Origin of the sequence: Streptomyces canus (genome assembly GCF_001514145.1) — a bacterium.
GTDB lineage: Bacteria > Actinomycetota > Actinomycetes > Streptomycetales > Streptomycetaceae > Streptomyces > Streptomyces canus.
Map to the genome: position 1 here is coordinate 31,331 of NZ_KQ948686.1, position 24,383 is coordinate 55,713.

Consider the following 24,383-nt stretch of genomic DNA (forward strand, 5'->3'; position numbering starts at 1 on the left):
GTGAGCTCTCAGATGTCGAGGCGCTGCCCGGGCACGATCAGGTCGGGATCGGCGCCGATGACGTCCTTGTTGGCGGCGTAGACCTTCTGCCAGGTGGTCCCGTGCCGGGCGGCGACCTTGCTGAGCGTGTCGCCCGAGCGGACGGTGTAGTCGCCACGGGACGCGCCGCGGTTGGTGTGGCTCTCCGAACGGGTCGGCGTCTTCGCCGGCTTGGAAGGAGCGGCCTTGGTCTCGGACGAGGACCCTGCCGAGCCGGAGGAGGCTGCGGCCTCGCTGCCGTACGCCCCGGCGCGTGCCGAACAGGTCGGCCAGGCGCCCCACCCCTGGGCGCGCTGCACCTTGGTGGCCACCGCGATCTGCTGTGCCTCGGTGGCCTGGTCGGCGGTGGGCGCGTAGGCCGTACCGCCGTACGCGCGCCAGGTCCCGGCGGAGAACTGGAGTCCTCCGTAGTAGCCGTTTCCGGTGTTGATGTGCCAGTTCCCGCCGCTCTCGCACTGGGCGATGCGGTCCCATACTCCGCCGTCCGCCGCCGCGGAGTTGCCGGCCGCGGCCAGCAGTCCGAGCGGGGCGAGCAGGGCGGCCCCGGCGAGGGCCGCGGTGGTTCGGGTCTTACGAGCGTTGTCGCGCGTGGTATCAGCACATTCGGACATGTATTTCCCTCTCGAAGGACTCGGGGTCCCGAGCGGTGCTCGTTGCACACGGCGGAGGAATGTAGAGAGCCTGTGGAGGCGTCGGCAACCAACGCCTTGTCGTTCCAGGCCGGTTGGCCGTTACCGCGGGTATCAGCAATTTTCGGCCACCCACTTAATTCGCTGATTTCCTGATTTGTCGACCAGTCGCCCAGTCGATCTGTGACCCACTTCACGCAACCAACTTCCTTGGATTTCAAACGACTTGACACTGAGTACCCGATTCCGTACCCGAGGTGACCCTGCGCGGTGGATGGTTCGATTCCGTTCGCCCTGGGGCGTGACTCCCGCCACAGATCGCCCGTTGTCTTCTTCATGAGCCCGGGACCCACCCGGGCACCGCTTCCCGAGGGAGTCACCCGTGCCGCGCATGCTCGACGTCAGCGACGAGGTTCGCGCCGAGATCGGCGACGAAGAAGCCGACCGGCTGCTCGCCGGAGAGAACGCCCCCGGCAGCTACGACTGCACGTCCTGCCGCACCCAGGGCGACTCCGCACAGGAGCGCACCAGCACCGTCCTGTTCATCGGCGACGAGACCGCCGTCCTGGCCTTCGCCCACGCCGGCTGCCTGCCCTCACAGGTCGTCCAGGTCACCGAGGAGCAGCTCCGGGGCGCGGTGAAGTCCATCACCGGCGACACCGTCGACCTGGACCCGGACAAGGTCGTACCCGAGCAGGCGGTGCTCGGGGTGACCAGCGGGCTGATCCTGGTCGCCGGGGAGCTGCACCCGGCGCTGGTCGTGGAGCCGACCGGGCCGATCGTGCGGCCGGGCGCGACGGGGCTCGGCGACGACTTCCTGCCGCTGCTGATCGAGCAGGGGTTCATGCCGATGACGGCGATCGAGGCGGTGCCGCCCGTTCTGCACGGATGGTCGGTACTGCTGGCGGTGGGCCAACTGCACGCGGTGCTCCAGCCGTCGCCGAACGGCGGGCAGCCGGTGGCCTGGTGGCAGGCGCACCAGCCGCTCCAGGTCACCGAGACCTGGCGGGCCGCCGCCAACAAGCACCAGCAGGTGCTGATGTTCGCGGCCCCGGTGGGCTCCATCGGACGCCAGCCCCGGGAGGATCTGCTGCGGGACGCGCTCGACAAGGCGGCCGCGAACGGCAAGCTGGTCGCGGCCGCGATGCCTCTCGCCGGGACCTGACAACCGGCTGAAGGATCACACCGGGCCGCATCCCCGAGGTCCCGGTGTCGTTTGGACATACGTGCACCCATACGACGCTCCGCGCCGGTTTCCCGGCGGACCATCGGCCACGCCGATCTACGACGCGCTCTACTCTGAGTACGTCAAAACCTTCCGGACGCTGCCGGGTGACCGCAGCGGCGAGGAGGAGCTGGGCTTCACCGCGTTCGGGAACACCCCGCACGCCTCGGGCTCGTTCAGCAGCTCGTACAGCGCCTACAGCACGGGTGCGTTCAGCGCCCGCCAGCAGTCGCAGTGGCAGCGGGTGGGACACATCGGGCAGCAGCACACCGGGATGCGCCACGTCCCGGCGGCTCTGCCACCTCCGCGCAGAGGGATCTGACGCATGAGGAAGGGCGGCCCCGGTGGGGGCCGCCCTTCCTCATGCGTACGTCACTTCTTCTTCGCGCCGCGCTTCTCGCGCACCCGCACCGAGATGTGGATCGGGGTGCCCTCGAAGCCGAACTCCTCACGCAGCCGGCGCTCGATGAAGCGCCGGTAGCCCGCCTCGATGAACCCGGAGGCGAAGAGCACGAACCGCGGCGGCTTGGTACCGGCCTGGGTGCCGAAGAGGATGCGCGGCTGCTTGCCGCCCCGGATCGGGTGCGGGTGGGCGGCCACCAGCTCGCCGAGGAAGGCGTTGAGACGGCCGGTCGGGACACGCGTCTCCCAGCCCGCCAGAGCCGTCTCGATCGCGGGGACCAGCTTCTCCATGTGGCGGCCGGTCCGCGCCGAGACGTTGACGCGCGGCGCCCAGGCGACCTGGCCGAGCTCGGTCTCGATCTCCCGCTCCAGGTAGTAGCGGCGCTCCTCGTCGAGGGTGTCCCACTTGTTGTAGGCGACGACGATCGCGCGGCCCGCGTCGACGGCCATGGTGACGATCCGCTGGTCCTGGACCGAGATGGACTCGGAGCCGTCGATCAGGATGACCGCCACCTCGGCCTTCTCGACGGCGGCGGCGGTGCGCAGCGAGGCGTAGTAGTCGGCGCCCTGCTGGAGGTGGACCCGCTTGCGGATACCGGCGGTGTCGACGAACTTCCAGGTGACACCGCCGAGCTCGATGAGTTCGTCGACCGGGTCACGGGTGGTGCCGGCGATCTCGTTGACGACGACCCGCTCCTCGCCGGCCACCTTGTTCAGCAGCGAGGACTTGCCGACGTTCGGGCGGCCGATCAGGGCGATGCGGCGAGGGCCGCCGATCCCGGCGCCGCCGAAGGTCTGCTCGGGCGCCTCCGGCAGGGCCTCCAGGACGGCGTCCAGCATGTCGCCGGTGCCCCGGCCGTGCAGCGCGGAGACGGGGTGCGGCTCGCCCAGGCCCAGGGACCACAGGTACGCCGCGTCGGACTCGCCGCTCAGGCCGTCGACCTTGTTGGCGGCCAGCACCACGGGCTTGCCGGCCTTGCGCAGCAGTCGTACGACCGCCTCGTCGGTGTCGGTGGCGCCCACCTTGGCGTCCACGACGAACACGACGGCGTCGGCGGCCTCGATCGCGTACTCGGCCTGCGCGGCCACGGAGGCGTCGATGCCGAGGACGTCCTGCTCCCAGCCGCCGGTGTCGACGACCTTGAAGCGACGCCCCGCCCACTCGGCCTCGTAGGTGACACGGTCGCGGGTGACGCCGGGCTTGTCCTCCACGACGGCCTCGCGGCGCCCGATGATGCGGTTCACCAGAGTCGACTTGCCGACGTTGGGGCGGCCGACGACGGCGAGCACGGGCAGCGGACCGTGCCCGGCCGCCTCGATGGCCCCCTCGACGTCCTCGATGTCGAAGCCCTCTTCCGCGGCGAGCTCCATGAACTCCGCGTACTCGGCATCGCCAAGCGCTCCGTGGTCGTGCTCTTCGGAAGAGCCCTCGGAGTGGATGTGGTCGTTCATGAAGTCCGTACCTCGTTCATCGTGGTGATCGGTGGACCCCCGGCTGTTCCGCCGGATTGATCCACTACTCAGTGTCGCCTAGCGCCCGGTCAGGCGCCTGGCGTTTTCCAGGTGGGTGCTGAGCTGCTTCTGGATGCGCTCGGTCGCCTCGTCGAGCGCCTTGCGTGTACGCCGTCCGCTGCCGTCGCCCGCCTCGAAGGGGTCGCCGAAGACGACGTCAACGCGGCTGCGCAGCGGAGGCAGCCCCTTTATCAACCGTCCCGGCTTCTCGGAGCTTCCCAGCACGGCGACCGGAACGACCGGTGCCCCGCTGCGCACCGCGAAGTACGCGAGTCCGGCCCGCAGGGAGGCGAAGTCGCCCTCGCCACGGGTGCCCTCCGGGAAGATACCGAGCACCCCGCCGGCCTTGAGGACATCGAGCGCCTGCGTGATCGCCCCGCGGTCGGCCACCGAGCGGTCCACCTTGAGCTGCCCGATGGCCGTCAGGAAGGGATCCAGCGGGCCGATGAACGCTTCCTTCTTGATCAGGAAGTGCGTCGGCCGGGGTGACACGCCCATGACCATCGGGCCGTCGATGTTGTGGGAGTGGTTGACCGCGAGGATGGCGGGCCCGGTCGCGGGCATCCTCCAGGCGCCGAGCACGCGCGGCTTCCACAGGCCGTACATCAGCCCGACGCCGATCCGCCGCCCGACCTCGGCGCCCTTCAGCGAAGGGACCGTGCCGGAAGAGTCCGTACTCACTTCCCGGCCCGCTTCTCCTCGACGAGGGTGACGACACACTCGATGACCTGCGCCAGGGTGAGTTCGGTGGTGTCCACCTCGACCGCGTCGTCCGCCTTGGCGAGCGGCGAGGTCTTCCGGCCGGCGTCGGCCGCGTCCCGCTTGATCAGCGCCTCGCGGGTGGCGTTGACGTCGGCGCCCTTGAGTTCCCCGCTGCGGCGCGCGGCGCGGGCCTCGGGCGAAGCGGTGAGGAAGACCTTGAGGTCGGCGTCGGGCAGCACGGTCGTACCGATGTCCCGCCCCTCGACGACGATGCCCTTCTCGGCCGAGGCCGCCAGCGACCGCTGCAGCTCGGTGATCCGGGCCCGCACCTCGGGCACCGCGCTCACCGCGCTGACCCTGGAGGTGACCTCCTGGGTCCGGATCGGACCGGCCACATCGGTCCCGTCCACCGTGATCGTCGGGTTCTCCGGATCGGTGCCGGAGACGATCTCCGCCTTGCCCGCCGCGGCGGCGATCGCGGACGGGTCGTCGATGTCGATCCCGTTGGTCACCATCCACCAGGTGATCGCCCGGTACTGGGCCCCGGTGTCCAGGTAGCTCAGACCCAGCTGCGCGGCGACAGCCTTCGAGGTGCTCGACTTGCCCGTGCCGGAGGGGCCGTCTATGGCGACAATCACGGGCTGGGCGGCGCCGTTTTCCACGGGGGGACACCTTTCGGGTGCGGTCTGGCGAGTGGTGTGGGGACGCGACGGTGCCCCGCACAAGGTTACTGGGTGCGCGTCACTCGTCCGGACGCCCTCGTCCCGAGGCCGGCCCTACTGCCGAATGGCCCAGCCCCGCTCACGCAACGACGCCGCCAGTACCGGTGCCGCCGACGGCTCGACCATCAGCTGCACCAGCCCCGCCTGCTGCCCCGTCGCATGTTCGATCCGCACATCCTCGATATTGACGCCCGCCCGCCCGGCGTCCGCGAAGATCCGGGCCAGCTGCCCCGGCTGGTCGTCGATGAGCACGGCCACGACCTCGTACACCCGCGGAGCGGACCCGTGCTTGCCGGGCACCCGGACCTGCCCGGCATTTCCCCGCCGCAGCATGTCCTCGATCCCGGACGTGCCCTCGAGCCGCTTCGCCTCGTCCGCGGACTGCAATGCCCGCAGCGCCCGCACCGTCTCCTCCAGGTCCCCGGCGACATCGGTGAGCAGGTCGGCCACCGGCCCCGGATTCGCGGAGAGGATGTCGATCCACATCCCGGGATCCGACGCGGCGATCCGGGTCACATCCCGAATCCCCTGCCCACACAGGCGTACGGCGGCCTCCTCGGCGTGCTGGAGCCGCGCGGCGACCATGCTGGACACCAGATGAGGCATGTGCGAGACAAGCGCCACGGCACGGTCGTGGGCGTCGGCGTCCATGACCACCGGCACCGCTCGGCAGTGCGAGACCAGCTCCAGCGCGAGGTTCAGCACCTCGGTGTCGGTGTCGCGGGTGGGGGTCAGCACCCAGGGCCGCCCCTCGAAGAGATCCCCGGAGGCGGCCAGCGGTCCGGACTTCTCCCGCCCGGACATCGGATGCGTACCGATGTACGAGGAGAGGTCGAGCCCCAGCCCCTCCAGCTCCCGTCGCGGCCCGCCCTTCACGCTGGCCACGTCGATGTACCCGCGAGCCACCCCGCGCCGCATCGCGTCGGCGAGCACTCCGGCCACATGCGCGGGCGGCGCGGCGACGATCGCGAGGTCGACGGGCCCGTCGGGCGCCTCGTCCGTGCCCGCGCCGAGCGCGGCGGCCGTACGGGCCTGCTCGGGATCGTGGTCGGCGAGGTGGACGGTGACACCCCGCCCGGCCAGCGCCAGCGCGGCGGACGTCCCGATCAGCCCGGTCCCGACGACGAGTGCGGTCCTCACTGCGCGATGTCCTTGCGCAGGGCGGCCGCGGCGCCGAGGTAGACGTGCGCGATGTCGGCGCGGGGCCGGTCGGACTCTATGTGCGCGAGAACACGGACGACGCGGGGCATGGCGCCCTCGATGTCGAGTTCCTGAGCGCAGATCAGCGGTACGTCGGCGAAGCCGGTGCCGAGCTTGCGTGCCGCGGCCGCGGGGAAGTCGCTGTGCAGGTCGGGCGTGGCCGTGAACCAGATGCTGATCAGGTCGTCCGCGGTCAGCTCGTTCCGCTCCATGATGGCGGTGAGCAGCGCCCCGACCTGCTCGTCCATGTGGCCGGCCTCGTCCTGTTCGAGTTGGACGGCGCCCCGGACCGCTCGTACCGCCACGGCGTTGCTCCTTGCTGACGTTCGTTCGGCTCTTGACCGTCCAGCCTAGTCAGCCCGTGCGGGGCGGGTGTGCGGCGCCCGCACCCTGAGATGGCTTCCCGGACCGTGCCAATGTCACCCGAATGTCCCAGTTCCGCTACTTGGGGTGAAAACACACCTGTGCGCCTCTGGACGCGGGGCCCCGGGTCCGCTCTGATGGCAGGAAACTCGCCTCGGGGGAGGCCCCTTACATGAAGCGTTCCGGACCGTTGCTGACACTGCTCGCGGGATTGCTGGTCGGCCTGTTCATGCTTTCACTCAACGCCACGACGGGAGAGAAGCCCACGGCGTCGTACGTGAAGCCGTCGCCCAGCACCAAGGCGTCACCGGGCACCGCACCGGCACGGACGTCCGCGCCGCCCAGCCCGTCCCCGTCACGGACCCCCGTGCCCGAGGGCGTCTACACGGGCCGTACCGACGACGACTCCTCCGCGGTCGCGATCACCGTGCGCGACGACAAGGCGATCGCGTACGTCTGCGACGGCCACAACATCGAGTCGTGGCTGCAGGGTGACGTGAAGGACGACGGCAGCCTGCGGCTCACCGGCAAGGGCGGCGCGAGCCTGGACGGCAAGGTGAAGGGGACCAAGGAGATCCGCGGCACGGCGAACGTCGGCAGCGGGAGCTACGCCTTCACCATCGACAAGACGAAGAAGTCGTCCGGGCTCTACCGGGCGAACAGCACGGTGGCCGGCGCGAAGATCGAAGGCGGCTGGATCGTCCTTCCGGACGGCGAGCAGGTCGGCATTCTCAAGCGCGACGGCAAGCCCTCCCCGGCGCCGAGGATCGACCCGGAGACCGGTGCGGTGACGGTCGACGGACAGCAGCTCACGGCCCGTCCGGTAACCCCCTGACCTCCGCCCGAGGGAGCCGATCATGACCGTCGACCCGAACGCGGCCACCCAGAGCTGGCCCTCGCCCGAACCCGGGCGCCGCTCCGGCCCGGCCCGCTATCTGATCCCCGCCCTCGTGGCCGCCGCGGTGGCGGTCGCCCTGGGCGCGTACGGCAAGGTCCACGACCCGACGGGGACGGCCTTCAACCTCGCCGGCTTCAGCAGCACGGGTGCGGTGAAGTCGTGGCTCGCGACGGTCGCGTTCTTCTTCGCGATCGTGCAGCTCGTCTCGGCCCTGATGGTGTACGGCAAGCTGCCGGGCCCGAGCTGGTCCGCCACCCTGCACCGCTGGTCCGGCCGCGTGGCCTTCCTGGTCGCGGTGCCGGTCGCGGTGCACTGTCTGTACGCGCTGGGCTTCCAGTCGTACGAATCACGCGTTCTGTGGCACTCACTCCTGGGTTGCTTCTTCTTCGGTGTGTTCAGTGCCAAGATGCTGCTGCTCCGCTCGGAGCGACTTCCCGGCTGGCTGCTGCCGATCGTGGGCGGGCTCGTCTTCACCGCGCTCACGATCCTCTGGCTGACCTCGGCCCTCTGGTTCTTCCGCACCTTCGGAGTCACGACATGACGCACAGCCCGACGCGGCGCACGATCCTTCTCACGACGGGCGCGGCGACGCTGACCGTCGGCTGCGGCGAGTACGGCAACGAGAACGGCGACTCCGGGTCCAGTTCGGCGCAGGCCGGCACCGAACTGGCGAAGACCAGTGAGATCCCGGTCGGCGGCGGGAAGATCTTCAAGGACGAGAAGGTCGTCGTCACCCAGCCGAAGGAGGGTGAGTTCAAGGCCTTCTCGGACATCTGCACCCACCAGGGCTGCCAGGTGACCAGCGTGTCCGGCGGCACCATCAACTGCCCCTGCCACGGCAGCAAGTTCAACATCACGGACGGCTCGGTGGCCAACCCGCCGGCCAACAAGCCGCTGCCCGAGAAGCAGATCAAGGTCAGCGGGGACTCGATCCAGCTCGCCTAGGCGTCCCAGAGCGCCCCGAGCGTCACCAGTTCGCTGCCGTATTCGATCCGGTCGGCCCACTCGACCGGCCAGGCGTCCGCCCCGAGGTGGGCGCCTGCGAAGGCGCCCGTCAGGCAGGCGATCGAGTCGGAGTCGCCGGAGCTGCACGCGGCCCGCCGCAGGGCCGTCAGCGGCTCCTCGGGGAACTGCAGGAAGCACAACAGTCCGGTCGCCAGGGCTTCTTCGGCGATCCAGCCCGCCCCGGTGGCCAGGCACGGGTCCTCCTCGGGCGAGGCGGTGCGCACGGCGTCGTCGAGCCGGTCGAGGACCGCCAGGCACTCGTCCCAGCCACGCGCGATGAACTGCCCGGGCGTCCGGTCCTGGCTGCGGGTCCACAGGTCGCCGAGCCAACGCTCGTGGTACTGCCCCCGGTTCACCAGGGCGTACGACCGCAGCAGCCCGACCAGCTCGCCCGGCTCGGCTCCCTGTAGGAGCAGCCGCACGGCACGCGCGGTGAGGTCCGACGCTGCCAGCGCGGTCGGGTGGCCGTGGGTGAGCGCGGACTGCAACTGGGCGGCGCCCGCGCGCTGTTCGTCACTGAGCCCGAGAACGAGTCCGACGGGTGCCACGCGCATGTTGGCGCCGCAGCCCTTGGAGTTGATCTGGCTGGCTTCCTGCCAGGGCAGTTGCTCGTCCTTGAGCAGGGAGCAGGCCCGCAGACAGGTGTTTCCCGGCGCCCTGTTGTTCTCCGGTGACTGATACCAGTCGACGAACTCCTCCCTCACGGGCCGCTCCAGGCGCTTGGGCCCGAGCACCCCTCGATCCATCGCCGTCCGCATTCCCCTCCCCAGCGCCAGCGTCATCTGCGTGTCGTCGCTGACGATCGCCGGGGTCCGCAGCTCCATCTCCCGCCAGGGTCCGCACTTGGCGAGGATCGACGGCACGTCGCTGAACTCGGTCGGGAAGCCGAGGGCGTCCCCGAGGGCGAGGCCGACGAGTGTTCCGGTGGCGGCGCGTTTGGTCAGGATCGTGGTCATGCGGGGCGTCCTTCCGGGGACGGTCGGAGGAGAGGGGGGTGCAGGGCGGTGGCCGGTCCCGCGCGGTAGAGCGCGGCCGGTTTGCCGCGGCCGCCGGTCAGACGTGCGGCGCCGGGGACGGCCTCGACGAAGCCGGGCGTGGCGAGCACCTTGCGGCGGAAGTTGGGCCGGTCGAGGGTGGTGCCCCACACGGTCTCGTACACCTGCTGGAGCTCGCCGAGAGTGAACTCGGGCGGGCAGAAAGCGGTGGCGAGGCAGGTGTACTCGAGCTTGGCCCCCACGAGTTCATGGGCGTCGGCCAGGATGCGGTCGTGGTCGAAGGCGAGCGGCCCCGCCTTGTCGTACGGCACCCAGCGGGCCTCGGCCGCGTCGCTGCCGCCGTGCGGCTCGGGCGGGTCGGGGAGCAGCGCGGCGAACGCGACGGAGACGACCCGCATCCGGGGGTCGCGGTCGGGCTCGCTGTAGGTCCGCAGCTGCTCCAGATGCAGCCCGGAGACGTCCGACAGCCCGGTCTCCTCGGCGAGTTCGCGCCGGGCCGCCGTCTCCGCGGACTCGTCCGGGTGCACGAACCCGCCGGGCAGAGCCCAGTGTCCGGCGTACGGCTCCTGCCCCCGCTCGACGAGCAGCGCGTGCAGGGTGCCTTCCGTGACGGTGAGGACGGCGAGGTCGACGGTGACGGCGAAGGGTTCGTGGGCGTACTTGTCGTAGTCCACGCGCGCTCGCCCCCTTTATGGTCAGGATGACTAATAGTCCTTACGACTATAAAGAGTGCGAGGGTTGTTCCACAAGTCCCTAGAGGTGCCGGCCGAGGAAGGCGAGAAGCCGTGTCTCGGGCCGCGCGCGGGACGGCACGGCGACCGGTTCGGCGAACCGCACGCCCCGGTCCTCCTCCCCCACCACGCACTGGGCGACGGACAGCAGTTCCGCCGCGAGGCCCTCCGGAATGGGCCACCGCCGTCCGCAGGCCCGGGCCACGTCCCACCCGTGCACGGTGATCTCGACGGCGCCGACGGCGGCCATCACCCGTACGTCCAGCGGCCGTTCACCCACCAGCACCTCCTCCGGCGGACCGGCGGCCCAGGCGCCGAGCACGGCACACGCGCGCGTGCGGAAGCCGCAGACCCGGTCGGCGTGCGGGAGCAGCCCGATCCGCCCGCCCGTCAGCCCCTCGTACAGCGCGTCCAGGGAGTCGTCGAGATGGCACAGCAACTCCTCCAGATTCCACCCGGCACACGGCGTGGCCCTGCCGAGGCTCACGGCCTTCGTCCCCGCCACACTGCCCAGCGAATAGGCGAGCGAGCGCTCCAGCAGCTCTCCCGCGCTCATGACAGCGCCTCCGCCCAGACGCCACAGCAGCTCCTCAGCGGCCCCACAGGGGTCTCCTGGGCCCGCTGGGGCCCGCCGGACCGCGAAGGCCGCACAGGGCCCTCCAGCACTGCCTGACACGGCTCGTCACGGATCCCGGTCCTCGCGTCCATGCCCACTCCGTCCATCCCCGCTCCCTCCGTCACGGATACAGACCGCGGGGAGGGCGAAAACGCATCGGCCGGCCCCGGATACTTCCGGAACCGGCCGCACGCGCGTGTGTGTCCGTGGGGTCTACAGGTCGACTTCCTTCATCAGCATGCCGACCTCGGTGTTGGACAGCCGCCGCAGCCAGCCCGACTTCTGGTCGCCCAGGGTGATGGGGCCGAAGGCGACCCGCACCAGCTTGTCGACCGGGAAGCCCGCCTCGGCGAGCATGCGGCGGACGATGTGCTTGCGGCCCTCGTGGAGGGTGACCTCGACGAGGTAGTTCTTGCCGGTCTGCTCGACGACCCGGAAGTGGTCCGCCTTCGCGTACCCGTCCTCCAGCTGGATGCCGTCCTTGAGCTGCTTGCCCAGGTCGCGCGGGATCGGGCCGACGATGTGCGCGAGGTAGACCTTCTTCACGCCGTACTTGGGGTGGGTCAGCCGGTGGGCCAGCTCGCCGTGGTTGGTGAGCAGGATGACGCCCTCGGTCTCGGTGTCGAGCCGCCCCACGTGGAAGAGCCGCGTCTCACGGTTGGTGACGTAGTCCCCGAGGCACTGCCGGCCCTCGTTGTCCTCCATCGTCGAGACGACACCGGCGGGCTTGTTCAGCGAGAAGAACTGGTACGACTGCGTCGCCACGGTCAGGCCGTCGACCCTGACCTCGTCCTTCTCCGGGTCGACCCGCTTGCCCTGCTCCAGGACGATCTCGCCGTTGACCTCGACCCGCGCCTGCTCGATGAGCTCCTCACAGGCCCGGCGCGAGCCGTAGCCCGCGCGCGCGAGGATCTTCTGCAGCCGCTCGCCCTCCTGCTCGGCGCCCGGGAAGGTCTTCGGCGGCTTCACGTCCTTCTTGCCGGCGTACCGCTCACGGTTGCGCTCCTCGGCCCGCGCCTCGTACTCGCGGGAGGTCGCCGGCACCGAACGGCCGCGCCCGGTGTTCTGGCCCTGCTTCGGGCCGCCCTTGGCACCGCCGCGCGCGGAGGCACCGCGACCGGACTTCGGTCCCTCGTGGGTGGCGCCGGGGCCCACGTCGTAGCGGCGCTCCTCGGGGCGGGGCTTGCTCGGCCGGCCCCCCTGCTTGTCGTCGCGGTCGTTCCCGGCGCCGCGGTAGTTACCGCGGCCACCGCTGCTCCCGCCGCGGCCGCCGCTGTTGCCACCACGGCTCCCGCCGTTGTTTCCGCTGCTGTTCCTGCCGCTGCTGCTTCGCATCAAAGTTCCGTCTTGTCGTCTGCGTCCTCGGAATCCGGGGCGTCCGGATCGAACGACGGTACGGCTTCCTGGGTCTCGGCCTCGATCGCCTCCGCCTCCGGGAGGAAGGGCGCGAGCTCCGGGAGCTCGTCCAGACCGCGCAGGCCCATCCGCTCCAGAAAGTAGTTCGTCGTCACGTACAGGATCGCACCTGTTTCGGGTTCCGTGCCCGCCTCCGCGACCAGACCCCGTTGGAGAAGGGTGCGCATCACGCCGTCGCAGTTCACTCCGCGCACCGCGGAGACCCGGCTGCGGCTGACCGGCTGGCGGTACGCGACCACCGCCAGCGTCTCCAGCGCCGCCTGGGTGAGCCGGGCCTGCTGGCCGTCCAGGACGAACCGCTCCACGGCCGGGGCGTACTCGGCACGGGTGTAGAAACGCCAGCCGCCGGCGACGTACCGCAACTCGAAACCGCGCCGCTGCACGGTGTAGTCGTCGGCCAGCTCCCTGAGCGCCTTCGCGATCTGCCGCTTGGGCCGCTCCAGGATCTTCGACAGGTGCTCCTCGGTCGCGGGCTCGTCCACGACCATCAGGACGGCTTCCAGCGCCGGCTTCAGATCCAGGTCGGCGACGCCTGGCGCCCCCGCCGGCACCTCGGTGCTCTCCTCGCTCACGCCTTGTCCTCCTTGAGCGGCTCCGGCGGTCGGTCGAACTCGTCGGTCACCACCGGCTCGGCCTCCCCCGCGCCACCGGTCCACCGCACCATCAGCTCCCCGAGCGCGGTCTCCTGGTCCAGCGCCACGGCCTTCTCCCGATACAGCTCCAGCAGCGCCAGAAAGCGCGCCACGACGGTCAGGGTGCCGTCGGCATCCTCCACCAGCAGACGGAAGCTGGCCTCGCCGAGCTCCCTGAGCCGCGCGACCACGATCCCCGCCTGCTCCTGGACGCTCACCAGCGGCGCGTGGATGTGATCGACGTACACCTGGGGCTTGGGCTTCGGCTGCATCGCCTTCACGGCGAGCTTCGCGAATCCCTCCGCCCCGATGCTGATGACGACCTCGGGCAGCAGCTCGGCGTGGTGCGGTTCGAGGCCGACGGTACGGGGGTAACGCCGGGCCTCCTCGTCGAGACGCCGGTTGAAGATGTCGGCGATCTGTTTGTACGCGCGGTACTGCAGCAGCCGCGCGAAGAGCAGGTCCCTCGCTTCGAGGAGTGCGAGGTCGGCCTCGTCCTCCACCTGTGCGGCCGGCAGCAGCCGCGCCGCCTTGAGGTCGAGGAGAGTGGCGGCGACGACGAGGAACTCGGTCGTCTCGTCGAGATCCCAGTCCGGTCCCATGGCGCGGATGTACGCCATGAACTCGTCGGTGACCTTGGAGAGCGCCACCTCGGTGACGTCGAGCTTGTGCTTCGAGATCAGCTGGAGCAGGAGATCGAAGGGCCCCTCGAAGTTGGCCAGCCGAACTTTGAAGACACCGTCGGAAGCTTCTTCCCGCTCGCCGGAACCGGCCGGAGCCTCGGCCTCGGCGACCGGCTCGCTCTGCGCCTCGACCGGCTCGCTCTCCGCCTCGACCGTTGAGGCGACCGGCTCGGCCCCCGGCCCCCGGCCGAGCGCGCGCCGACGGCCGGCGGAGCCGCCGGGCACGGGAACGTCGTTCGAGGTCATAGCCCCCGCAGGCTACCGCTACCGCCCACGCAGCCGGCGGACGAGGATGCTCGCGTCCCCACGGGACTCCAGATCCGCCAGCACCACGGCGACCGCCTCCCGGACGATCCGGCCGCGGTCCACCGCGAGCCCGTGCTCACCCCGGAGCACCAGACGCGCGTGCTCCAGATCCATGAGCTCCTCGGCGGACACGTACACGGTGATCTTCTCGTCGTGCCGTTCCCGCCCGCTGGGCCGCCGGGAAGGAGAGCGCCCACGCTTGCCGCGCTGCTGACCACCGGAGGCCTGGGCAGAACCTTCCTGCGCCTCCTGACGTGGCCCGGAGCGCTCCGCGGTGGCGGCCCGGCTGCGGGACTCGCCCGACTCCGCGTCGGCCGCGACATGTTCGGCCCCGTCGCCGTCCCCGCCCTGCGCGGGCACGGACTGCGGCGCGTCCTCGGCCGCCCCGTCCGGCTCCCCCGCGGGAGCCGGCACCCGGGCCTCGCCGTTGGTCCCCCGCCGGGGAGTGGACGCCTGGAGCGCCATCCCCCCTGTCGTACGGAACAGTTCGTCGGCCCCCGGCAGACTCACTCGGCGTGACACCGGGCGAGCACCTCCCTGGCGAGCTGGCGATAGGCGGCGGCACCGACGGAGTTGGAGGCGTAGGTGGTGATCGGCTCACCGGCCACCGTGGTCTCCGGGAAGCGGACCGTGCGCCCGATGACCGTGTGGTAGACGTGATCGTCGAACGCCTCGACGACGCGTGCGAGCACCTCACGGCTGTGCACGGTGCGCGAGTCGTACATCGTGGCGAGGATCCCGTCGAGCTCCAGGTCGGGGTTGAGCCGCTCCTGGACCTTCTCGATGGTCTCCGTCAGCAGTGCGACACCACGCAGGGCGAAGAACTCGCACTCCAGAGGGACTATCACCTTGTGCGCGGCCGTCAGGGCGTTGACCGTGAGGAGGCCGAGCGAGGGCTGACAGTCGATCACGATGTAGTCGTAGTCGGCCATGAGCGGCTTCAGGGCACGCTGCAATGTCGACTCGCGGGCGACCTCGGAGACCAGCTGGACCTCCGCCGCCGACAAGTCGATATTGCTCGGCAGCAGGTCCATGTTGGGGACCGCGGTCTTCAGCAGGACCTCGTCGGCCGCCATGCCCCGCTCCATGAGCAGGTTGTAGACCGTGAGGTCGAGCTCCATCGGGTTGACACCGAGACCCACCGACAGCGCGCCCTGCGGGTCGAAGTCCACGAGCAGCACGCGCCGGCCGTACTCCGCGAGCGCGGCACCCAGGTTGATGGTCGACGTCGTCTTGCCCACGCCGCCCTTCTGGTTGCACATCGCGATGATCTTCGCGGGGCCGTGGTCGGTCAGCGGGCCCGGGATCGGGAAGTACGGCAGCGGGCGGCCGGTCGGGCCGACGCGCTCACGGCGCTGGCGGGCCGCATCGGGCGCGAGCGTGGCCGCGTACTCCGGATCGGGCTCGTACTCGGCGTCGGGGTCGTAGAAGTGCCCCTCGGGCAGTTCGTCGTAGTCGGCGAAGTGGTTGTGGGGCGCGCCACTTCCGTCGCCGGCCATGGCGTTCACGTGATGGCCATCCATGCTCTGGTGTGCTGTCCGCAGGGTCTGCGGACTCTGACGGGCTGCGAAGGTGCGCACCGCGACGGAGCCGACAGCCTCGAACCCCGCGGGGCTCTGGGCCCCGGCAGGCATTCCTGGTTGACCACCCCCGGGAGAAAATGTCGACTCATTCACAAGTCGTCTTACCTCCTTGGAGACCAGGAAACTTCTAGACAAGGTCAGCGTGGCACCATGCCGACGGTTGGCGACTCTATGGCGTGTCGGGTGTTCACAGCAACACAATCCGCCGGACCCGGCAGGATGTGTCGGCAATGAAACATCCCGCTGTCAAGGGCGTACGGCCGTCGCACGGCAGGTTTCGCCGGTGTACGAATCGGTTCAAGGGTTACGTTCGACGCGAGTTGACCGAGAGTCGCAAAGTGACCATACACACATGCGGCCGGACCTTGTGGGGCAAGGTCCGGCCGCATGTGCCTCGTTGACGCGCCTTGTTGACGTATCGCCTTTACGAAAAGGTGACTTAGCCATCCGAGCAGGTCACGGCTTCAGCCGAGCAGCGTCTCGAGCTCCACGTGCTCCAGGCCGTGCGCCTCCGCGACCTCTCGGTAAGCGACCTTGCCGTCATGGGTGTTGAGCCCCTTGGCCAACGCCGGGTCGCGGCGCAGGGCCTCCACCCAGCCCCGGTCGGCGAGTTCGACGATGTAGGGCAGCGTCGCGTTGGTGAGCGCGTAGGTGGAGGTGTTGGGCACCGCGCCGGGCATGTTGGCGACGCAGTAGAAGACCGAGTCGTGGACCTGGAAGGTCGGCTCGGCGTGGGTGGTCGGACGCGAGTCCTCGAAGCAGCCGCCCTGGTCGATCGCGATGTCGACAAGGACACTTCCGGGCTTCATCCGCGCGACGAGCTCGTTGGTGACCAGCTTCGGGGCCTTGGCGCCCGGGATGAGGACGGCGCCGATGACGAGGTCGGCGTCCAGGACGGCCTTCTCCAGCTCGAAGGCGTTGGACATGATCGCCCGGACCTTGGTGCCGAACACCTTGTCGGCCTCGCGGAGCTTGTTGATGTCCCGGTCGAGCAGCGTGACGTGGAAGCCCATGCCGACGGCGATCTGCGTGGCGTTCCAGCCGGAGACCCCGCCGCCGATGACGACGGCCCGCGCGGGCTGGGTGCCGGGGACGCCGCCGGGCAGGACACCGCGGCCGCCGACCGAGCGCATGAGGTGGTAGGCACCGACCTGCGGGGCGAGCCGGCCCGCGACCTCGGACATCGGGGCGAGCAGCGGGAGCGCACGCGAGGGCAGCTCGACGGTCTCGTAGGCGATGGCCGTGGTGCCGGACTCGATCAGCGCGTCGGTGCACTCCTTGGAGGCGGCCAGGTGCAGGTAGGTGAAGAGCGTCTGGTCCTTGCGGAGGCGGTGGTACTCCTCGGCGACGGGCTCCTTGACCTTCAGCAGCAGGTCGGCGCTCGCCCACACCTCGTCGGCGGTGTCCAGGATCTGGGCGCCCTCGGCGACGTACTCCCCGTCCGGGATGGAGGAGCCGACGCCGGCGCCCCACTCGATGACGACCTGGTGGCCGTGGCGCACCAGCTCGTGCACACCGGCGGGGGTGATGGCCACCCGGAACTCGTTGTTCTTGACCTCGCGGGGGATGCCGACCTTCACGTGGATCACGGTCCTTGGCTCAGAGTGTGTGGGGCAATACAACACATACCCGGGCATGCGTGAGCACACCAGGAGACACCGCAGGAGAAGGTGCGGCAGAGCCAGTCTAATGAAGGTGTTCCCGCTGTCTAGCCTTTCATTGCATCAATCCTCTGCGGATGTACTACGGATTTCGCAGGCGTCAGCGTCTTGTTTCGGCTCGTCGACCTGCTGAGACCCGGGTTCCTCCTCGGAAACCTCCTCGTCCAGCAGCCGCTCGGCGGCGCCGCGGTGCAGCTGGGCGGCGGCGGGATCACCGAGACGGTCCAGCGTGTCGGCGAGCCGCAGCTGGAGCGCGGCCTGCAGTCGGACGTCCTCGGCGCGCCGCGCCCACTCCACGGCCTCCTGGCAGGTGCGCAGGCACTCCTCGGGGTGTCCGGCGTACTCCTGGACGCGGGCGAGTTCGCTCAACGCCCGTGCGTGCGCGGCCACATCGCCGTTCTTCCGGTGTCCGGCGAGCGCGGCCCGCCAGTTCCTGACCGCCTCGCCGTAGCGGCCCGCGTAGGTGTGCGCGGCGGCGATACGGCCGTACAGCCGGGCGGCCTCCGCGCGCTCGTCCCGGGCCAGCCGTTGGGCCAGCGCCCGGCCGAACCAGTCGGCGGCCCGGTCGTAGTCCCCGAGCTCCAGGTGCGCGCCGCCTACGGATTCCATCGCGCGGCCGGTCGCGTACGGGTCGTTCGCTTCCCGTCCGGCGTCCAGGGCCGCCCGGTAGCGCGTCAGTGCCTCCCGGGTCCGGCCGGTCTGGGCGTCCAGGTCGGCGAGGTTCAGCAGGGCGGCGGCCCTCTCGCGCGGCAGAGCACGCCGCTCGGCCACGTCGAGGACGAGGCCGTGGATGTCGTAGAGGTCGGGGGCGGCGGCCTTCATGCCGAAATGGGCCACCATCGCGCGCACGAACTGCGACATCAGGCGCCGGGCCAGGGTGTCCAGCTCCCCGTCGGCGACCGCGTGGCGGGCCGCGGCGAGCAGCGCCGGCCTGCGGGCGCGCAACCAGTCCTCGGCCGCCCTGGGGTTGGGGAAACGCACCGAGGGCGGCATGCCCTGGAGCTTCTCACGGGCGTCGGCGCTGTCGGTCTCGGTGATCGCGCGGGAGGACTGGAGCAGCCGTACGGTCCGTTCCAGCATGCGAGCCCGGGCCAGTTGCAGCTCGGCCGGGCGGTCCTGGGTGTCCGCGAGGGCCTTGAGCAGGGGATACAGGCAGCCGGGGACCTCGTACTGCGGCAGCGGTGACTCCACGGCGTGCAGCAGACCGAGGGCGACGAAGTCGTCGAGGGTGGAGCGGGCGCCGCTCACCGAGCAGCCGGCGAGCGCGGAGGCGGTGTGCGGATCGACGAGGCCGGCCGGGGCCAGGGAGAGCAGTCGCAGTATCCGGGCGGCCGGGGCGGGCAGGGACGTGTAGACGAGCTTGAAGACCCGGCTGAGGGGACTCCCTTCGTCACTCTCCGTGTGCAGATGCTTGGCCAGATCGGCGACGGCCGCCTTGGGGCGGGCGGCGAGCCAGCCTCCCGCCAGCATCAGCGCGGCGGGGTGGCCCTGGCACTCCTCGACCAAACCCTCGGCGGCGCGCGGGTCGACGGTGATGCGGACCGACCCGGTGTGCCGGGACAGCAACTCCAGTGCGGCTTTGGTGTCGAGGCCGCCGAGGGTGCACGGACGGACGTCCGCGATCCCGGTCAGCGGACCTCCTGAAACGGCCACGACCAGGCATTGCGGAGCATCCGGAAGCAGGGCGTCCACCTGTTCCGCGGCCACCGCGTCGTCGAGCAGGAGCAGCGAGCGGCGGTCGGCGAGGGCCTCGCGCAGCACCGCTGTGAGGTCGTCCTCGGCGGCCCCGGCGGGCGCCGCCACGTCGAGCGCGGTGAGCAGTTCACGGGCGGAGTTCCCGACCGGCACGGGGGTGCCGTCGGGCTCGCTCAGCCGGGCGCGCAGCAATCCGTCGTCGTAACGGTCAGCTACCGCCCGGACGAGTTCCTCGGCGAGTGCGGTACGGCCGGATCCGGGGCGCCCTGCGATGAGCAGCACCCGCGCGCGGGGTGCCTTCTTGCCGGACAGCGTGTCGAGTCCCGCCCGCTCGATGTCGGCGAGCAGCTCCTTCAACTCCCGCGTCCGCCCCAGGAATCGGCCCTCGCCCGACAGCCGTACACCGCCTGCGTCCACCGCCTGATCCGTCACGGGCCACACTCCCGTCCCACCGCACGCGCAAAGCCCGCCGGTGACCCCGGTTCGGGCTTTCCAGAGCCTAGTTCACCCTGTGCAACGGTCCTGGCAGAGCGCGGCGGTGGAGGACTGAGAGTCCCCTAATCGGATCAACGGTTCATAAGATCGTCGGGTTCGGCAGTACCGCTCGGGGGCGCGGGGAACTGCGCGACCAGCCACAACGAACCCCGCACCCCGCGACGGACCGCTACGACAACGGCGCGACCCGAAACAACCGTCACGCCTCGAACGGCCGCGCAGCCCACTCCGCCTCAGCCCCCCGCAACCCGTCCACCCCGCCGGAGGCCCGCGCGGCGACGAGCGAAAGCACCCCCACCACCAGGCAGGCGTTGTGGAGCTCTCCGGCAAGCGCCCCCCGCACCAGCTCGGACACCGGCACGCGCGCATACTCCAGGTCGATCTCCTCGTCCTCGACCGCGAACCGCTCCTCCTCGGCCTCGGAAAGCCCTCGGGCCAGGAAGATCCGGATCGCCTCGTCACACCCCCCGGGCGAGGTGTAGACATCCGTCAGCACCCGCCAGTCCTCCGCCTTGACGTGCGCCTCCTCGTACAGCTCCCGCTGGGCCGCGTGCAGCGGATTCTCACCGGGCACGTCCAGCAGCCCCGCGGGGATCTCCCACAGCTTCTGCCGTACGGGATGCCGGTACTGCCGGATGAGCAGGACCCGGTCCTCGTCGTCGAGGGCGAGGACGGCCACGGAACCCGGGTGGACCTGGTAGTCGCGGCGGACCACCGACCCGTCGGGCATGACCACCTCGTCCGTGCGGACGGAGGTCTTGTTGCCCACGAAGGGGGTCTCCGTCGCCCGGATCTCCCACTCCTCCGGGGCATCCTTGATCGTCATTCCCTGTCCTTCCCCACGTGCGCAAAAGAAGCCGGGGCACTCGCCTTTGAATGCGTGTGCCCCGGCCACCGTACAACTGTCGTGCTACTTGGAACTCTGCCGCTCGACCGCGGCCTTCACCAGGCCGGCGAACAGCGGGTGCGGCCTGGTCGGACGCGAGCGCAGCTCGGGGTGGGCCTGCGTGGCGACCAGATACGGGTGGACGTCGCGCGGGTACTCGACGTACTCGACGAGCTTGCCGTCCGGCGAGGTGCCGGAGAACAGGATGCCCGCCTTCTTCTCGAGCTCGGCCCGGTAGGCGTTGTTCACCTCGTAACGGTGACGGTGCCGCTCCTCGACGTACTCCTTGCCGTCGTACACCTCACGGACGATGGAGCCCTCGGCGAGCTTGGCCGGGTACATGCCGAGCCGCATGGTGCCGCCCATGTCGCCCTCACCGGCGACGATGTCGAGCTGCTCGGCCATGGTGGAGATGACCGGGTGGCCGGTCGCCGAGTCGAACTCGGTGGAGTTGGCGTCCGGGATGTCGGCGAGGTTGCGCGCGGCCTCGATCACGATGCACTGCAGGCCCAGGCAGAGACCCAGCAGCGGGATCCGGTGCTCGCGGGCGTACTGGATCGCGCCGACCTTGCCGAGCACACCGCGGTCGCCGAAGCCGCCCGGGATGCAGATGCCGTCGACGTCACCGAGCTGCGCCGCGGCGCCGGCCGGCGTCTTGCAGTCGTCGGAGGTGACCCACTTGATCTTCACGCGGGCCTTGTTGGCGAAGCCGCCGGCGCGCAGGGCCTCGGTGACCGAGAGGTAGGCGTCGGGCAGGTCGATGTACTTGCCGACCAGGGCGAGGGTGATCTCGTGGTCGGGGTTGTGGACGCGGTCGAGCAGGTCGTCCCAGGTCGTCCAGTCCACGTCCCGGAACGGCAGGTCCAGCTTGCGGACGACGTAGGCGTCCAGGCCCTCACTGTGCACGGTCTTCGGGATGTCGTAGATCGAACGGGCGTCCGGGCAGGCGACCACGGCGGCCTCGTCGACGTCGCACATCAGCGAGATCTTGCGCTTGATGGCGGTCGGCACCTCACGGTCGGAACGCAGCACGATGGCGTCCGGCTGGATACCGATGTTCCGCAGGGCCGCAACCGAGTGCTGGGTCGGCTTCGTCTTCAGCTCCCCCGACGGGCCGATGTACGGCAGGAGGGAAATGTGGACGACGAAGACGTTGTCACGGCCGACCTCGTGCCTGACCTGGCGGACGGTCTCCAGGAACGGCAGCGACTCGATGTCGCCGACCGTGCCGCCGACCTCCGTGATCACGACGTCGACCTCGTCCGTCGCCATGCGGCGGATGCGATGCTTGATCTCGTTGGTGATGTGCGGGATGACCTGCACCGTGTCACCGAGATACTCGCCGCGCCGCTCCTTGGCGATCACCGTGTTGTACACCTGGCCGGTGGTGACGTTGGCGGAACCGTCGAGGTCACGGTCGAGGAAACGCTCGTAGTGGCCGATGTCCAGGTCGGTCTCGGCGCCGTCGTTGGTGACGAACACCTCACCGTGCTGGAAGGGGTTCATCGTGCCCGGGTCGACGTTGAGGTACGGGTCGAGCTTCTGCATCACGACGCGCAGGCCCCGCGCCTTGAGCAGCATGCCGAGGCTGGAGGCCGTCAGACCCTTGCCGAGCGAGGAGGCGACACCCCCAGTGACGAAGATGTGCTTGGTCGTCGTGGCTGTGCTGTTTCGAAAAGCAGCGGTCATGGCCAAGAGGGGGCTCCCGTGGTCGCGATCTTGAGGTGCGGTTCGGGGGTCAGACGCCCACCGGTCCACGGGCTACCAGGGTATCAGCGCCTCGGGGAGATGGCTTCCGGCCACGCTCCGCACACACGCCGACACGGACGCACACGAGGACACCCGTTTCTCACCCGTTGCTCACCCGTTCGGCCCACCCGCGTTGCCCGGAGCGGCACACAGATCATCTACGTGCGTCGTATCCTGCTCGGACACTCGCTGCCGAGCCCGGCCGGAAACACGGGACCACCCCCACCCGTAAGACCCGGAACAACGAGAGCTCGTCAGTTCGTTGAGCAACAGTTGTCGTTTTGCCTCACAGCAGCAGGACTGTTTTGCTTCACCGCTCAACGACGCATTACAACGACCCCCTTGACCGCACCAAGCGACAGCCCCCTTTTTCCCTGAGGGGGTGACGTGGCCGTTCGACTGGAGTTGCACGTGGCCGGGCGCATCGAAGACTACGCACTCATCGGAGACATGCAGACCGCAGCCCTGGTCTGCCGGGACGGCACGGTGGACTGGCTGTGCCTGCCCCGCTTCGACTCGCATGCCATCTTCGCCGGCCTGCTGGGCACCGAGGAACACGGATTCTGGCGGCTCGGCCCCGCCCACGCGGCCGACGCCGCGCCCCCCACGGCGGCCCGGCGCAGCTACCGCGGAGACTCCCTCATCCTCGAATCCGAGTGGGACACCCCCCGCGGCACGGTCAGAGTGACCGATTTCATGCCCCCGCGTGACGGCGCCCCACAGCTCATCCGGATCGTGGAAGGCGTCTCGGGCCGCGTCCCGATGCGCTCGGCCCTGCGCATGCGGTTCTCCTACGGCCGTGTCGTCCCGTGGGTCCACAAGCACGAGGGGCGCACGGTCGCCGTGGCGGGCCCGGACTCGGTGTGGTTCGACACCGACTGCGAGACCTACGGCAAGTCCCTGACGACGTACTCGGACTTCACGGTCGCCCCGGGTGACCGGATCGCGTTCACCATCTCCTGGGAGCCCTCGCACAAGCAGCCGCCCCCACTGCCGGAGCCGGAGCAGTCGCTGGAGGCCACCGAGGACTTCTGGCGTGAGTGGGTCGAGCACTGTACGTACCACGGCCCCTACCGCGAGGCCGTCATCCGCTCGCTGATCACCCTCAAGGCGCTGACCTACGCCCCCACCGGCGGCATCGTGGCCGCGCCGACGACCTCTCTGCCCGAGGATGTCGGCGGCGTCCGCAACTGGGACTACCGCTACACCTGGCTGCGCGACGCGGCCATCACCCTGTCCTCGCTGCTGCGCACCGGCTACCGCGAGGAGGCCCGCGCCTGGCGCGAGTGGCTCCTCAGGGCAGTGGCCGGCGACCCCGAGAACCTGCAGATCATGTACGGCATCGCGGGCGAACGGGAGTTGGGCGAGGCCGAGCTCGACTGGCTGCCCGGCTACGAGAACTCCGCCCCGGTCCGGGTCGGCAACGGCGCCGCACACCAGCTCCAGCTCGACGTGTACGGCGAGGTCACCGAGGCCCTGCACCTCGGTCACATGACGGGCCTGGCCCGCAACGACTACGCCTCCCTGCTCCAGCTCAAGCTGATCCGCTACCTGGAGCAGCACTGGGACGAGCCGGACGAGGGCATCTGGGAGGTGCGCGGCCCGCGCCGGCACTTCGTGCACTCCAAGGTGATGGCCTGGGTCGCCGTGGACCGCACCATCAAGCTCATCGAGTCCGGTGACGCGGACGGCCCGCTGGAGAAGTGGCGCGAACTGCGCGACGACATCCACCGGGACGTGTGCGAGAAGGGCTACGACAAGGAGCGCAACACCTTCACCCAGTCCTATGGCTCGAAGGAGCTGGACGCGAGCCTGCTCCTCATCCCGCAGATGGGCTTCCTGCCCCCGGACGACAAGCGCGTGATCGGCACCATCGAGGCGATCCAGCGCGAGCTGTCCACGCCGGACGGCTTCATCCTGCGCTACCCGACCTCGAGCGGCGACGAGAACGTCGACGGCCTCCCCGGCGACGAAGGGGCCTTCCTGGCCTGCTCGTTCTGGATGGCGGACGACCTCGCGATGATCGGCCGCGTGGACGAGGCGAGGAAGCTCTTCGAAAAGCTCCTCTCGCTCCGCAACGACCTCGGTCTGCTCGCCGAGGAGTGGGACCCGCGCCAGAAGCGCCAGGTGGGCAACTTCCCCCAGGCCTTCAGCCACGTCCCGCTCATCGACACCGCCCTGCGACTGACGGCGTCGGGGGCGTACGGCGGCTGAACAGGACCTGAGCGCCGGGCCCGC

Annotated in this window: 24 protein-coding genes; 6 read left to right on the forward strand and 18 right to left on the reverse strand. The window is 70.1% G+C overall.

Going from position 1 to position 24,383, the window contains the following annotated elements; all coding sequences use genetic code 11:
* Positions 1 to 8 precede the first annotated feature (8 nt).
* Positions 9 to 650 carry a LysM peptidoglycan-binding domain-containing protein gene (locus tag AQJ46_RS48655; protein ID WP_059211790.1) on the reverse strand — a complete coding sequence of 214 codons (642 nt, stop codon included), beginning with the start codon at positions 648 to 650 and terminating at the stop codon, positions 9 to 11.
* 400 nt (positions 651 to 1,050) lie between these two features.
* On the opposite strand from AQJ46_RS48655, the gene AQJ46_RS48660 reads away from it, so the two are divergent.
* Positions 1,051 to 1,833, forward strand: coding sequence for a hypothetical protein (locus AQJ46_RS48660; protein ID WP_059211791.1), 783 nt, complete (start codon positions 1,051 to 1,053; stop codon positions 1,831 to 1,833).
* 61 nt (positions 1,834 to 1,894) lie between these two features.
* Positions 1,895 to 2,215, forward strand: a complete 321-nt coding sequence (locus AQJ46_RS48665) for a hypothetical protein (RefSeq protein ID WP_057614490.1) — start codon at positions 1,895 to 1,897, stop codon at positions 2,213 to 2,215.
* A gap of 50 nt (positions 2,216 to 2,265) precedes the next feature.
* On the opposite strand, the gene der is transcribed toward AQJ46_RS48665, so the two are convergent.
* The 5 genes from der to aroH all read right to left on the reverse strand — a co-directional run bounded on the left by der (position 2,266) and on the right by aroH (position 6,736).
* On the reverse strand, positions 2,266 to 3,747 hold the full coding sequence (gene der, locus AQJ46_RS48670) for a ribosome biogenesis GTPase Der (RefSeq protein ID WP_059211792.1): 1,482 nt from the start codon (positions 3,745 to 3,747) through the stop codon (positions 2,266 to 2,268).
* A gap of 78 nt (positions 3,748 to 3,825) precedes the next feature.
* Positions 3,826 to 4,527, reverse strand: a complete 702-nt coding sequence (locus tag AQJ46_RS48675; RefSeq protein WP_404828536.1) for a lysophospholipid acyltransferase family protein — start codon at positions 4,525 to 4,527, stop codon at positions 3,826 to 3,828.
* A complete protein-coding gene (gene cmk, locus AQJ46_RS48680; RefSeq protein WP_059211793.1) occupies positions 4,485 to 5,171 on the reverse strand; it encodes a (d)CMP kinase in 687 nt (228 codons plus the stop codon). The genes AQJ46_RS48675 and cmk overlap by 43 nt, the downstream gene beginning before the upstream one ends.
* Positions 5,172 to 5,285: 114 nt before the next feature.
* A complete protein-coding gene (locus tag AQJ46_RS48685) occupies positions 5,286 to 6,371 on the reverse strand; it encodes a prephenate dehydrogenase (RefSeq protein WP_059211794.1) in 1,086 nt (361 codons plus the stop codon).
* Positions 6,368 to 6,736 carry a chorismate mutase gene (gene aroH / locus AQJ46_RS48690; RefSeq protein ID WP_059211795.1) on the reverse strand — a complete coding sequence of 123 codons (369 nt, stop codon included), beginning with the start codon at positions 6,734 to 6,736 and terminating at the stop codon, positions 6,368 to 6,370. The genes AQJ46_RS48685 and aroH overlap by 4 nt, the downstream gene beginning before the upstream one ends.
* Before the next feature lie 230 nt (positions 6,737 to 6,966).
* Between aroH and AQJ46_RS48695 the strand changes: the two genes are divergently transcribed.
* Genes AQJ46_RS48695 through AQJ46_RS48705 form a run of 3 tightly spaced genes read left to right on the forward strand, consistent with a single transcriptional unit; the run spans position 6,967 to position 8,637 of the window.
* Positions 6,967 to 7,629, forward strand: a complete 663-nt coding sequence (locus AQJ46_RS48695; RefSeq protein ID WP_059211796.1) for a hypothetical protein — start codon at positions 6,967 to 6,969, stop codon at positions 7,627 to 7,629.
* Between the two features lie 22 nt (positions 7,630 to 7,651).
* A complete protein-coding gene (locus AQJ46_RS48700; protein WP_059211797.1) occupies positions 7,652 to 8,233 on the forward strand; it encodes a DUF6529 family protein in 582 nt (193 codons plus the stop codon).
* Positions 8,230 to 8,637 carry a Rieske (2Fe-2S) protein gene (locus tag AQJ46_RS48705; protein ID WP_059211798.1) on the forward strand — a complete coding sequence of 136 codons (408 nt, stop codon included), beginning with the start codon at positions 8,230 to 8,232 and terminating at the stop codon, positions 8,635 to 8,637. Before AQJ46_RS48700 ends, AQJ46_RS48705 begins: the two co-directional genes overlap by 4 nt.
* Here AQJ46_RS48705 and AQJ46_RS48710 read toward each other — a convergent pair.
* The 12 genes from AQJ46_RS48710 to AQJ46_RS48765 form a co-directional block, all read right to left on the reverse strand.
* Positions 8,634 to 9,653 carry an ADP-ribosylglycohydrolase family protein gene (locus tag AQJ46_RS48710; protein WP_059211799.1) on the reverse strand — a complete coding sequence of 340 codons (1,020 nt, stop codon included), beginning with the start codon at positions 9,651 to 9,653 and terminating at the stop codon, positions 8,634 to 8,636. The genes AQJ46_RS48705 and AQJ46_RS48710 overlap by 4 nt on opposite strands.
* The gene (locus tag AQJ46_RS48715; protein WP_059211800.1) at positions 9,650 to 10,366 is read right to left on the reverse strand and encodes an NUDIX hydrolase; all 717 of its coding nucleotides are present in this window, start codon (positions 10,364 to 10,366) and stop codon (positions 9,650 to 9,652) included. Before AQJ46_RS48715 ends, AQJ46_RS48710 begins: the two co-directional genes overlap by 4 nt.
* Before the next feature lie 79 nt (positions 10,367 to 10,445).
* A complete protein-coding gene (locus tag AQJ46_RS48720; RefSeq protein ID WP_059211801.1) occupies positions 10,446 to 10,979 on the reverse strand; it encodes a TIGR03086 family metal-binding protein in 534 nt (177 codons plus the stop codon).
* A 273-nt stretch (positions 10,980 to 11,252) separates the two neighbouring features.
* The gene (locus tag AQJ46_RS48725) at positions 11,253 to 12,374 is read right to left on the reverse strand and encodes a pseudouridine synthase (RefSeq protein ID WP_059211802.1); all 1,122 of its coding nucleotides are present in this window, start codon (positions 12,372 to 12,374) and stop codon (positions 11,253 to 11,255) included.
* On the reverse strand, positions 12,374 to 13,027 hold the full coding sequence (gene scpB, locus AQJ46_RS48730; protein ID WP_059211803.1) for an SMC-Scp complex subunit ScpB: 654 nt from the start codon (positions 13,025 to 13,027) through the stop codon (positions 12,374 to 12,376). The genes AQJ46_RS48725 and scpB overlap by 1 nt, the downstream gene beginning before the upstream one ends.
* Entirely contained in the window at positions 13,024 to 14,016 is a 993-nt protein-coding gene (locus AQJ46_RS48735) for a segregation and condensation protein A (RefSeq protein WP_059211804.1), read from the reverse strand. Before AQJ46_RS48735 ends, scpB begins: the two co-directional genes overlap by 4 nt.
* A gap of 18 nt (positions 14,017 to 14,034) precedes the next feature.
* Positions 14,035 to 14,598 carry a hypothetical protein gene (locus AQJ46_RS48740; protein ID WP_079072813.1) on the reverse strand — a complete coding sequence of 188 codons (564 nt, stop codon included), beginning with the start codon at positions 14,596 to 14,598 and terminating at the stop codon, positions 14,035 to 14,037.
* Positions 14,583 to 15,710, reverse strand: a complete 1,128-nt coding sequence (locus AQJ46_RS48745) for a ParA family protein (protein ID WP_057614506.1) — start codon at positions 15,708 to 15,710, stop codon at positions 14,583 to 14,585. The genes AQJ46_RS48740 and AQJ46_RS48745 overlap by 16 nt, the downstream gene beginning before the upstream one ends.
* A 413-nt stretch (positions 15,711 to 16,123) precedes the next feature.
* Positions 16,124 to 17,239 carry an alanine dehydrogenase gene (ald, locus tag AQJ46_RS48750; protein ID WP_159064229.1) on the reverse strand — a complete coding sequence of 372 codons (1,116 nt, stop codon included), beginning with the start codon at positions 17,237 to 17,239 and terminating at the stop codon, positions 16,124 to 16,126.
* A gap of 144 nt (positions 17,240 to 17,383) precedes the next feature.
* Positions 17,384 to 19,447, reverse strand: a complete 2,064-nt coding sequence (locus AQJ46_RS48755; RefSeq protein WP_059211806.1) for a tetratricopeptide repeat protein — start codon at positions 19,445 to 19,447, stop codon at positions 17,384 to 17,386.
* A gap of 262 nt (positions 19,448 to 19,709) precedes the next feature.
* Positions 19,710 to 20,336 (reverse strand): NUDIX domain-containing protein, encoded by a 627-nt coding sequence (locus tag AQJ46_RS48760; RefSeq protein WP_059211807.1) that lies wholly within the window; start codon positions 20,334 to 20,336, stop codon positions 19,710 to 19,712.
* Positions 20,337 to 20,420: 84 nt separating this feature from the next.
* Positions 20,421 to 22,085, reverse strand: a complete 1,665-nt coding sequence (locus AQJ46_RS48765) for a CTP synthase (RefSeq protein ID WP_059211808.1) — start codon at positions 22,083 to 22,085, stop codon at positions 20,421 to 20,423.
* Positions 22,086 to 22,556: 471 nt separating this feature from the next.
* Here AQJ46_RS48765 and AQJ46_RS48770 point away from each other — a divergent pair, with 471 nt between their 5' ends.
* Positions 22,557 to 24,359 carry a glycoside hydrolase family 15 protein gene (locus tag AQJ46_RS48770; RefSeq protein WP_059211809.1) on the forward strand — a complete coding sequence of 601 codons (1,803 nt, stop codon included), beginning with the start codon at positions 22,557 to 22,559 and terminating at the stop codon, positions 24,357 to 24,359.
* Positions 24,360 to 24,383: the final 24 nt, after the last annotated feature.

Bases quoted from the DNA above. Each gene is read 5' to 3' on its own strand.
- AQJ46_RS48765 (WP_059211808.1), bottom strand. From the start codon at position 22,085: ATGACCGCTGCTTTTCGAAACAGCACAGCCACGACGACCAAGCACATC.
- AQJ46_RS48705 (WP_059211798.1), top strand. From the start codon at position 8,230: ATGACGCACAGCCCGACGCGGCGCACGATCCTTCTCACGACGGGCGCG.
- AQJ46_RS48700 (WP_059211797.1), top strand. From the start codon at position 7,652: ATGACCGTCGACCCGAACGCGGCCACCCAGAGCTGGCCCTCGCCCGAA.
- AQJ46_RS48720 (WP_059211801.1), bottom strand. From the start codon at position 10,979: ATGAGCGCGGGAGAGCTGCTGGAGCGCTCGCTCGCCTATTCGCTGGGC.
- AQJ46_RS48655 (WP_059211790.1), bottom strand. From the start codon at position 650: ATGTCCGAATGTGCTGATACCACGCGCGACAACGCTCGTAAGACCCGA.
- AQJ46_RS48735 (WP_059211804.1), bottom strand. From the start codon at position 14,016: ATGACCTCGAACGACGTTCCCGTGCCCGGCGGCTCCGCCGGCCGTCGG.
- AQJ46_RS48725 (WP_059211802.1), bottom strand. From the start codon at position 12,374: ATGCGAAGCAGCAGCGGCAGGAACAGCAGCGGAAACAACGGCGGGAGC.
- AQJ46_RS48710 (WP_059211799.1), bottom strand. From the start codon at position 9,653: ATGACCACGATCCTGACCAAACGCGCCGCCACCGGAACACTCGTCGGC.
- AQJ46_RS48695 (WP_059211796.1), top strand. From the start codon at position 6,967: ATGAAGCGTTCCGGACCGTTGCTGACACTGCTCGCGGGATTGCTGGTC.
- der (WP_059211792.1), bottom strand. From the start codon at position 3,747: ATGAACGACCACATCCACTCCGAGGGCTCTTCCGAAGAGCACGACCAC.
- AQJ46_RS48760 (WP_059211807.1), bottom strand. From the start codon at position 20,336: ATGACGATCAAGGATGCCCCGGAGGAGTGGGAGATCCGGGCGACGGAG.
- AQJ46_RS48745 (WP_057614506.1), bottom strand. From the start codon at position 15,710: ATGCCTGCCGGGGCCCAGAGCCCCGCGGGGTTCGAGGCTGTCGGCTCC.